The sequence below is a fragment of the Brevundimonas sp. genome, from assembly GCF_036732845.1.
Classification (GTDB): domain Bacteria; phylum Pseudomonadota; class Alphaproteobacteria; order Caulobacterales; family Caulobacteraceae; genus Brevundimonas.
This window is the reverse complement of the sequence record NZ_DAINBO010000060.1, coordinates 1-9,706: the sequence shown is the minus strand read 5'-3', so window position 1 is coordinate 9,706 and position 9,706 is coordinate 1. Positions and strand designations below refer to the sequence as shown.

Here is a 9,706-nt window from a genome sequence, read left to right as displayed (position 1 = left end):
CGCCGTCCAGGGCGGCCTTCAGGGCGTCGCGATCCAGTTCGCCCTCCCAGCGGGCCACCACGATGGTGGCCACGGCGTTGCCGATGAAGTTGGTCAGGGCGCGGCACTCGCTCATGAAGCGGTCGATGCCCAGGATCAGGGCCATGCCCGCCACCGGCACGCTGGGCACCACCGACAGGGTCGCCGCCAGGGTGATGAAGCCCGCGCCCGTGATGCCCGCCGCCCCCTTGGACGACAGCATGGCCACCAGCAGCAGCAGGATCTGGTCCTGCAGGCTCAGATCGATGTTCAGCGCCTGGGCGATGAACAGGGCCGCCATCGTCATATAGATGTTGGTGCCGTCCAGATTGAACGAATAGCCGGTCGGCACGACCAGGCCGACGACCGACTTGGCCGCCCCCGCCCGCTCCATCTTGGAGATCAGGCTGGGCAGGGCCGCCTCGGAGCTGGAGGTGCCCAGCACCAGCAGCAGTTCTTCCTTCAGATAACGGATCAGCTTCAGGATGTTGAAGCCGTTGGCGAGGGCGACCAGACCCAGCACCCCGACCACGAAGATGATCGCGGTCAGATAGAAGGTGGCGATCAGGGCGAACAGATTGGCCACCGAGGCGATGCCATAGGCGCCGATAGTGAAGGCGAAGGCCCCAAAGGCGCCGATGGGCGCGGCCTTCATCAGGATGGCGACCAGCTTGAAGAAGGCCGCGCTGGCGGAGTCCAGGAAGGTCAGGACCGGCTTGCCCAGGTCGCCGACCAGGGCCAGGGCGATGCCGAACAGGATCGAGACGAACAGCACCTGCAGGATGTTGCCGGTCGAAAAGGCGCTGACGACCGTGTCCGGGATGATGCCGGTCAGGAAGCCGACGATGGTGCTCTCATGCGCCGCCTGGGCGTATTGGGCGACCGCGCCCGTATCCAGGCTGGCCGGGTCGATGTTCAGCCCGTGACCGGGCCGGACCAGATTGGCGATGATCAGGCCGACGATCAGCGCCAGGGTCGAGAAGACCAGGAAATAGGCGAAGGCCTTGGCCGCCACGCGCCCGACCCGGCCGATGTCGCGCATGCCCGCTATGCCCGTCACTATGGTCAGGAAGATCACCGGGGCGATGACCATCTTCACCAGCTTGATGAAGGCGTCGCCCAGCGGTTTCAGGCTCTCGCCGAACGTGGGCCAGAAATGACCGATGAAGGCCCCCAGGGCGATGGCGATCAGCACCTGGAAATACAGATGCCGATAGAAGGGACGACGCACGGTCGTCGCCGGCGCTGCGGACGCGGCAGGAATCATTTCGATGCTCCAGACAGCAAGCCACGCTCGCCACTTCCTCCGCGCAATCTGCGTCGCGCTTGGTCGTCAGTGTCACGCCCTCGCCATCGACCGCCAAGCCCAGCAGGAAAAACTCATATCTTTTTGATTAAGATAAATATTTTACGTTTTTTGAGGTAGTGGGTCGAAGCGACGTGCGTCAATCCGCGCAAATTTGTGGCCGTTTCGTGCGGATTGTCGCACAGTGCGCCGCATGACCGTCCCCCCGCTTTCAGTTCGAATCCGCGCTTTCGGACGCAGCCGGTCGGGCCGGATGTGGGTCGCCCTGGTCGTGTGCTGGATCCTTGCCGTTCTGATCGCCGCCTTCGTCGTTGGCGAGGCCGCCCGCCGCGACGCGACTGCGACCTTGGCGCGGCAGGCGGAAACGGCGGCCGCCCTTCATGCCGCCGTCCTGCGCAGCGAACTGGAAAAGCACCGTTCCCTGCCCCTGGCCCTGGCGACCGATCCCGACATCGCCGACCTGCTGAAGGGCGCGCCCGACGCCTCGGCCCGAGCCATCGACCTCAAGCTGGAGGCTCTCGCCGTCCAGACCCGCGCGGCGGCCATCTATGTCATCGACGCCAGTGGGGTGACACGGGCGGCCAGCAACTGGCGGCTGCCGACCAGTTTCGTGGGCGCCGACTACGGCTTTCGTCCCTATTTCATCGGCGCGATGCGGAACGGCGCGGCCGAGTTCTTCGCCCTGGGCACCGTCAGCGGTCGTCCCGGCCTCTATCTGGCGCGGCGGATCGAAGACCCCGCCGGCCGACCTGTAGGCGTAGTGGTGGTGAAGGTGGAGTTCGACGCCCTGGAGGCCGAGTGGCGCGCTTCTGGAGAACCCGCCTACGTCGCCGATCCGGCGGGGGTCGTGCTGATCACCAGCGTGCCGGAATGGCGGTTCCGGACCCTGCGGCCGCTGGACGCCGCCAGCCGCCGCCTGACCCTGACGGACCAGACCCTTGGTCAGGGCGCGCTGACGCCCCTGCCCTTCGCCACGCCCGACGGCGAGCGACCCCGGTTGATCAAGGCCCCGCTGGACGGGGTTCGGCGCGACTGGATGTACAGTCAGGCGGACACGGCGACGCCCGGCTGGGTGCTGCATCTGTTGACGCCGACACGCGGCGCCATCGGTGCGGCGGTCGCCGCCGCGCGGGCCCTGACGGCCCTGATCCTGACGCTGATCTTCGGCGTCGCGGGCGTGCTGTTGCGCCGGCGCCAACAGGCCGTCGCGCGCGAACGCGCCGCCCAGGCCGCGCGCATCGAGCTGGAACGCCGGATCGCCGAACGCACCCAGGACCTCAGCGCCGCCAACGCCGCCCTGAACCGCCAGATCGAGGAGCGTCAGGCGGCGGAAGCCGCGCGCGAGGTTCTGCGCGACGAGCTGGTCCAGGCCGGAAAGCTGGCGGCGTTGGGCCAGATCGCAGCCGGCGTGGCCCATGAGATCAACCAGCCCGTCGCCGCCATCCGCACCCAGGCCGAGACGGCTGCGGCGTATCTGGAGCGGGACCAGCCGGCCAAGGCCGCCCGCCCCCTGCATCAGATCGGTGAAATGACCGCCCGTATCGGCGCCATCACACAGGAACTGCGCGCCTTTTCGCGCAAAGCCGAAGCCACGCTGCAGCCGGTCAATCTGCCCGAGGCGATCGACGGCGCCCTTCTGCTGCTGGGCGGCCGATTGAAACAGGCGGGCGTCCGCCTGGTGCGCGACAAGACCGTGATTGAGGCGGACGTGCTGGGCCAGCGGTTCCGGCTGGAACAGGTCATCGTCAACCTGATGCAGAACGCCGTCGAGTCGCTGGAAGGGACGCCCGAGCCTGTCGTGACCTTGACCATCGTGCGGCGTGGGAAGCAGGTCGATCTGGTGATCGCCGACAACGGACCCGGCGTGCCGGATGAGATTCAGAGCCAGTTGTTCACGCCTTTCGTCACCAGCAAGGCGACGGGCCTGGGCCTGGGCCTGGTCATCTGTCGCGACATCGTAGCCGGCTTCGGGGGCGAACTGACCCTGCGCCCTTCGCCCAGCGGCGCCATCTTCGTCGTCACTCTGAAAGCCGCCTGATGGAGTTCTCCCGCCTCAACACCGTCGCCCTGGTCGAGGACGACGCCGATTTCCGCGCCGCCCTGCAGGAACGGCTGGCCCTGGAAGGGTTCGAGGTTCGCCCCTTCACCACGGCGGAGGCGGCGCTGAAAGGCCTGAACGCCGACTTCCCCGGCGTCATCGTCACCGATCTGCGGATGCCGGGGCTGGACGGACGTCAACTGCTGACCCGGCTGCTGGCGCTGGATCCCAGCCTGCCCGTCCTGTTGATGACCGGCCATGGCGACATCGCCGAGGCGGTCGCCGCCATGCGCGACGGGGCCTATGACTTCGTGGCCAAGCCCTTCGCCTTCGACCGTCTGCACGACAGCCTGAAACGGGCGATGGAAAAACGCGCCCTGGTGCTGGACAACCGTCGCCTGGCGGCCCTGTCCTCCGAGGCGAATGTGGAACTGCCGCTGCTGGGCGACAGCCGCGCCATTCGGACGCTGCGCGCCACCATCGCCCAGATCGCAGACGCCCGCATGGATGTTCTGATCGAGGGCGACACGGGCGTGGGCAAGGAGGCGGTCGCCCGCGCCCTGCACAACGGCGGTCGCCGTCGGCTGCACCCCTTCGTCGCCGTCAACTGCGGCGCCCTGCCCGAAGGTCTGGTCGAGAGCGAACTGTTCGGCCACGAACTGGGCGCCTTCGCCGGCGCCCTGCGTCGTCGCGTCGGCCATGTGGAACGCGCCCACAACGGCTCGCTGTTCCTCGACGAGGTCGAAAGCATGCCGCTGGACGCTCAGGTCAAGATGCTGCGGGTGCTGGAAGAGCGCGAAATCCACCCCATCGGGGCCAACGAACCCCGCATTCTGGACCTGCGCGTCCTGGCCTCCATCAAGAGCGATCCGGACCGCGCCGTCGCGGACGGCCGGCTGCGCGAGGATCTCTTCTATCGGCTGAACGTGGTCCGTCTGCGTGTGCCGCCGTTGAAGGAAAGGCGAGAGGACATACCCCTGCTTTTCGCCCATCTGCTGGCCCGCGCGCCGGTCGGCCCTTCAGGCGCCCATCCGCCCCTGACCGACGCCGTCCGCGCCCGTCTTCTGGAAGCCGACTGGCCGGGCAACGTCCGCGAACTGGCCCATTTCGCCCAGCGTTTCGCCCTGGGACTCGAGCCGGACGCAGGGGCGACCGACGCCCTGTCCGACCTCAGCCTGACCGAGCGCGTCGCCCGCTTCGAGGCTCAGGTCCTGCAGGACACCTTGACCGACAGCGACGGAGACGTGACCGAGGTCCAGCGGCGCCTGAAAATCCCGCGCAAGACCCTCTACGACAAGCTGGCCCGCCACAGCCTGCGCCCCGCCGACTTCCGCCGACCGGCTGAGCGACGACGTTGAGCAAGACGGACAGGTATCTGCATCTTGGCGCGCCTCGACGTGAGGAGTAGTCACGGAACGGCCCCACACGCATGGCGTTGAGCGGCCGACTTCCCTTCCTCCAGGACATCCCATGAAACTGCGCGTGCGCGCCGAACTGGCGTACCGCTTCGATCCGCCGACCGACGCGATCTACAAGATCCACGCGGCGCATTGGCCGGGCCAGCATATTCTTGCGGAGACGCTGGCCTTCGACCCGCCCGTATCCTTTCAGGAGGACGAGGACGCCGAGTTCGGGGCGCGAACCCTGCGCGCCCACATGGCGGGCGAAGTGAGCCTGACCTATGAGGCGACCGTCGAAAACGGTCGCTTGCAGGGTCTGCCCGCCAACGTATCCCAACACGACTGGGGAGACCTGCCGGCCGAGGCCCTGATCTATCTGTCCCCCAGCCGGTATTGTCCATCGGACCAGTTCGGACGCTTCGTGACGCGCCAGTTCGGCGAAACGACGGGCGGAGAGCGCGTGCTGGCGATTCTGGACTGGATCAGCGCCAACATCGACTATGAGCACGGAGTTTCCGACACAGAAACGACGGCGGCGCGGACCTTCATCGATCGGGCGGGAGTGTGTCGCGACTTCACCCATCTGGGCATCACCCTGTGCCGGGCATCCGGCATCCCGGCGCGAGCGATCAGCGCCTATGCCCATCAACTGACGCCTCCGGATTTCCACGCCGTGTTCGAGGTCTGGCTGGACAGCGGCTGGTGGTTGATCGATCCCACGGGGTTGGCGCCGGTGGAGGGACTGGTGCGCATCGCCTGCGGCCGCGACGCCGCCGATATCGCGTTTTTGACGACCCAGGACCGATGCGAAATGGTGCGTCAGAAGGTGACGGTGGACCTAGCCGAGGATTGACTGCGGTCGGTCCCTGCTTTCTCGGGCGGCGCCCCGCATCTCAGAGACGCGAGGCCGAACTCACCGCATACAGGCGACGATCCTTCCCAGGACCCGGAGGTCAGGCGGACAGCACCGCCCGAACCCGGCGGTTCTCTTCCGACAAGCCCAGGCTGATGCGGGTCCAGTCGGTCAGGGGTGGATGGGCGCGGCCGATATCGACCCCTTGGTCGCGAAGGCTTGCGGCGATCTCGACCTGGGGACGCGGGGCGCGGAAGAAGACGAAGTTCGCTTTCGACGCCGTGCGGGGCCAGCCCAGTCGGTCCAGCCACGCGTGATAGAGGTCGCGCTCCACCGCCGTTCGCCGCACCACGGATCGAACGTGATCCTGATCCGCCAGCGCCGCGCCGCCGGCCGCCAGGGCCAGGCGATCGAGAGAATGCGGCGCGCCCACCCCCTTGGCCTTCAGACGACCGGCCAGATCCGCCGGCGCCAGCGCGTAGCCCAACTGCAGACCCGCCAAACCATAGACCTTGGCGAAGGTGCGGAAGACCACCAGGTTCAGCCCCTGCGCCACCAGGGGCGCCGCCGTGCGGGCGGCGTAGTCTCCGGCGTACTCCAGATAGGCCTCGTCCACGATCACCAGGGTCTTGCGGGCGGCCTGACGCAGGAAGTCGTGGAAAGCGGCCGGGTCGCTGACGGTCCCGGACGGATTGTGAGGATTCACCACGAACAGGGCCGTCGCGCCCTCCGCCCGCGCCAAAAGGGCGGGCAGATCGTTCTCGTACCGCGCATCCAGCGGCACGGGATCCAGCCGACCGCCGACGGCGGCGGCCGGGTCTGTGAAACCGGCGTAGCCGGGGGCGCTGTGCACGAAGCGGCTGGCGCTTCCGGCCGCCAGGGCCAGATGAAGACCCAGCGGCGCCAGCACTTCGCCCACCACGACCTGATCGGGCGTTACCCCTTCGAAGGCCGCGACCTGCCGTTCGAAGGCCGCGGCCTCGTCCTCGACGTAGCGATTGACCTGACCCAGCGCGGCCCGCACGGCCGGCGCCACGCGCGGCGACGGACCCCAGGGGTTTTCATTGAGGCCCAGCTGAAGCTGGCTGGGCGACCGGGCGGGCGATTGGGCGGCGGCCGGCAAGGCTGCAAGCGCGCCGGCCGTCAGCCCCCCGCCTAGGACAAGTCGTCGGGTCGCGCGCATCAGAAGCTCGCCTTCAGGCGGACGTAACCAAAGGCGCCGCTCCAGCCGAACGGGGAGTATTCGCTGTAAGGAAAGGCGCCGAAGGTATCCCCGCCTTGGACCGAGGGCGTGCTGGCGATGTTCTCGGTTCCATACTGGTTGAAGATGTTGTCGGCGCCGACCTCCAGCTTCAAGGCCTTGTTGATGCGGTACTCCACGGAGACATCGGTCAGGACAACCGGCTTCAGGGTCTGGACGACGTCGAAGTTTCCGCTCGCCCCGGCCTGGGTGGCCAGGGTGTGGAAGGGGGTCGAGCCGTTGGCGAAGACCGCGACATTGGCGGCGCTCTGATTGGTCAGGATCAGTTGCTCGACCCTTCCATAACGTTGCGCCCGCACCGTCACCGACCAAGGGCCGGAATCCCAGGTTCCGCCCAGTTGCAGAGTATCGCGCGGCTGCCCCCGCTCCGTCCGCGTGACCTCCGTCACGTCGAACAGCGGCGTCAGCACGCCCAGGCGGGTCAGTTCGACCGGCGTCGGCGCCAGGCGCGTCACCTTGGTGTCGTTTCGGTTGTAGCCGCCGGTCAGGGTGACCGCCCCCCAGCCGGCGCCGACATAGCGCCACCGCGCGCTGACATCGAAGCCTTCGGTGCGCGTATCGCCGACATTGGCGAAATAGCGCACGCTCGACACGCCGGGCAGACCGTTGGCGGCCAGGAAGCTGCGGATCGCGGTGGACGAGCCAGTGTCCACGAAGTTGGAGGACAGGGCGATCCGGTCGTCGATGGATATCCGATAGGCGTCGATGGAGGCCGACAGCCGCCCGCCCGCCAGCGCGCCCTGCCAGGTGGCGCCCAGCGAGACGCTGCGGGATTCCTCGGGCTCCAGCGGCTTGGCCCCGAGCAGTCGCGCCTCGGTGGCGGTGACCGGAGCGGTGCGCACCAGGACATATTCCGGCACGCCGCCGACGACCAGGGTACGGCTGGAGGTCGAGGAATAATACTGCTGGGCCAAGGCCGGCGCATGGAAGCCGGTTCCAGCCGACGCCCGCAGCGCCAATCCGCCGCCCACGTCATAGCGACCGGCCGCCTGGACATTGGTCGTGGATCCGAAGTCCGAAAAATCCTCATAGCGAACCGCGCCTGTCAGCAACAACGCTTCGGTCAACTGGGTCGACGCCTCGGCATAGGCCGACAGACTGTGGCGGTGCACATCGACGACGTCGCGTGGCTGAATGCCGGCGAAGCCCTGGGCGCCGATGGTGGGCACGGCGCCGGCCGATGGGCCGTCCAGAACCAGGACGCCGCCGTTGCGGTAGGAATCGGGTTCTCCGGCCCCGATGGCGTAGCCGTCACGGCGATACTCCAGCCCGCCCGCCACCTCGACCGGTGCGGCCAAACCGAGATCGAAGGCGCGCGTCAGATCCAGATTGGTGGTCCATTGCGAGGCTTCCAGTCGACCATTGTAGAAGCTTGTCGGGCTGGCTGCGCCCAAGGTCGCATTCAGCGTATTGCGGGTGCGATACTCCAACGTGTTCCGCCCCCACGTCGAGGACAGGTCCCAGGCCCAGCCCGCCGCCTCGCCCCGCACGCCCGCCGAGGCGGACAGGTTCTCCGAGGCCGTGTCGACATAGGGCAGGAAGCCGTCCGGATAGATGGCCCGGACGTTCTCGGGCTGGGCCGGACGCCGGAAGGAGGCGTTGGACGTAGCGTCCGATTGATCCCAGCCGCCGAAGACGTAGACCTCGACCTGACCCAGCGGCTTGCGCGCGTTCAGGAACAGGACGGTCTGTTCGATGTCGGCCGAGTCGGCGAACCGCCAGACGTTGCGGCCCACGGTCGCCTCGCGCGGGTCAAGCGTCGTCCCCGCCGGACCGCCGGGCGGCGCCAGGCCTACGCCCGCCCCCACGTTCGACGACGGATTGACCAGGCTGCCCGAGCCGGACCGTCCGAAGTAGAACTGGCGCGTGTCGGGTCGGGCGCGATTGGCCGCCGTGACGTCCCGATAATAGAGGGTGGCGTGCAACACGCCGTCGTCGCCAAGAGCGAAGCCGTGATCGAGCGACGCCTCATAGGTGTCGCCGCCGCCGTCCTTGGTCGCGCCATAGCTGACCGCCGCCTCCGTGCCCAGGTCCTCGCGCAGGCGCAGATTGATCACCCCGGCGATGGCGTCGGACCCATACTGGGCCGAGGCGCCGTCCCGCAGGACCTCGGCGCGGGCGACGGCGCTGGGCGGAATGGCGTTCAGATCGGTCGGCACCGAACCCTTGCCGATCGTGCCCCCGACATTGACCCATGCGGCGGTATGGCGGCGGCGGCCGTTGACCAGCACCAGGGTCTGGTCCGGCGACAGGCCGCGCAGGCTGGCCGAGCGGATATGGGTATTGCCGTCCGGCGTCGTCGGCGTGGGATAGTTGAACGACGGTATCAGGGTCTGCAACACCCGCGCCGTGCCCGAATGACCGCTGCGGGTCAGTTCCTCATGCGTCAGCACGTCGATCGGCACAGGCGAATTGGTCACGGTGCGATTGGCCAGCCGGGTGCCGGTGACGACCACCTCGTCGATCTCTGCAGATGGTGACGGCGTCGCCTGCGCGAGAACCGGCCCAGCCAATGCCATTAGAGAAACTCCCGCCAGGAAAACCCCTGATCGGTATTGAGCGCGCGTTGTAGTCATCGTGATACAGCCCCGAAATTCCTTGGGACTTGCTACGTCGTTCGGCCACGAGACCGCTAACGATAGCTTCTATCCGCATCATTAGAAAAACTATTCGGTTAGCCCGCATTCCGCTTGGCCGTCCGGGCCGATTCCGCATGGTTTGGGGGCAGATACGACAACACCCCCGAAGCCGGGGCTTCGGGGGTGTTGGTGTTTTTGGGTGCGGGAGTAGGATTTGAACCTACGACCTTCAGGTTATGAGCCTGACGAGC

Annotated in this window: 6 protein-coding genes; 3 read left to right on the top strand and 3 right to left on the bottom strand. The window is 67.5% G+C overall.

Features of this window, described 5'->3' with window-relative positions; genetic code table 11:
* The coding region (locus V7D63_RS12665; RefSeq protein ID WP_333592642.1) for a dicarboxylate/amino acid:cation symporter at positions 1–1,285 on the bottom strand (1,285 nt) is incomplete at its 3' end.
* A 292-nt stretch (positions 1,286–1,577) separates the two neighbouring features.
* Between V7D63_RS12665 and V7D63_RS12660 the strand changes: the two genes are divergently transcribed.
* The 3 genes from V7D63_RS12660 to V7D63_RS12650 all read left to right on the top strand — a co-directional run bounded on the left by V7D63_RS12660 (position 1,578) and on the right by V7D63_RS12650 (position 5,615).
* Positions 1,578–3,362, top strand: a complete 1,785-nt coding sequence (locus tag V7D63_RS12660) for a sensor histidine kinase (RefSeq protein ID WP_333592641.1) — start codon at positions 1,578–1,580, stop codon at positions 3,360–3,362.
* Positions 3,362–4,720, top strand: a complete 1,359-nt coding sequence (locus V7D63_RS12655) for a sigma-54-dependent transcriptional regulator (RefSeq protein ID WP_333592640.1) — start codon at positions 3,362–3,364, stop codon at positions 4,718–4,720. Before V7D63_RS12660 ends, V7D63_RS12655 begins: the two co-directional genes overlap by 1 nt.
* A gap of 112 nt (positions 4,721–4,832) precedes the next feature.
* Complete coding sequence (locus V7D63_RS12650; RefSeq protein WP_333592639.1) at positions 4,833–5,615, top strand: transglutaminase-like domain-containing protein; 783 nt, start codon at positions 4,833–4,835, stop codon at positions 5,613–5,615.
* A gap of 100 nt (positions 5,616–5,715) precedes the next feature.
* Here the strand turns inward: V7D63_RS12650 and V7D63_RS12645 are convergent, their stop codons facing one another.
* Positions 5,716–6,798: a pyridoxal phosphate-dependent aminotransferase gene (locus V7D63_RS12645; protein ID WP_333592638.1), complete on the bottom strand. Its 1,083-nt coding sequence runs from the start codon at positions 6,796–6,798 to the stop codon at positions 5,716–5,718.
* Positions 6,798–9,395 carry a TonB-dependent receptor plug domain-containing protein gene (locus V7D63_RS12640; RefSeq protein WP_333592637.1) on the bottom strand — a complete coding sequence of 866 codons (2,598 nt, stop codon included), beginning with the start codon at positions 9,393–9,395 and terminating at the stop codon, positions 6,798–6,800. Before V7D63_RS12640 ends, V7D63_RS12645 begins: the two co-directional genes overlap by 1 nt.
* Between the last annotated feature and the right edge of the window lie 311 nt (positions 9,396–9,706).

Coding starts and splice junctions, on each gene's coding strand:
- V7D63_RS12660 (WP_333592641.1), top strand. CDS start 1,578: ATGTGGGTCGCCCTGGTCGTGTGCTGGATCCTTGCCGTTCTGATCGCC.
- V7D63_RS12655 (WP_333592640.1), top strand. CDS start 3,362: ATGGAGTTCTCCCGCCTCAACACCGTCGCCCTGGTCGAGGACGACGCC.
- V7D63_RS12650 (WP_333592639.1), top strand. CDS start 4,833: ATGAAACTGCGCGTGCGCGCCGAACTGGCGTACCGCTTCGATCCGCCG.
- V7D63_RS12645 (WP_333592638.1), bottom strand. CDS start 6,798: ATGCGCGCGACCCGACGACTTGTCCTAGGCGGGGGGCTGACGGCCGGC.
- V7D63_RS12640 (WP_333592637.1), bottom strand. CDS start 9,395: ATGGCATTGGCTGGGCCGGTTCTCGCGCAGGCGACGCCGTCACCATCT.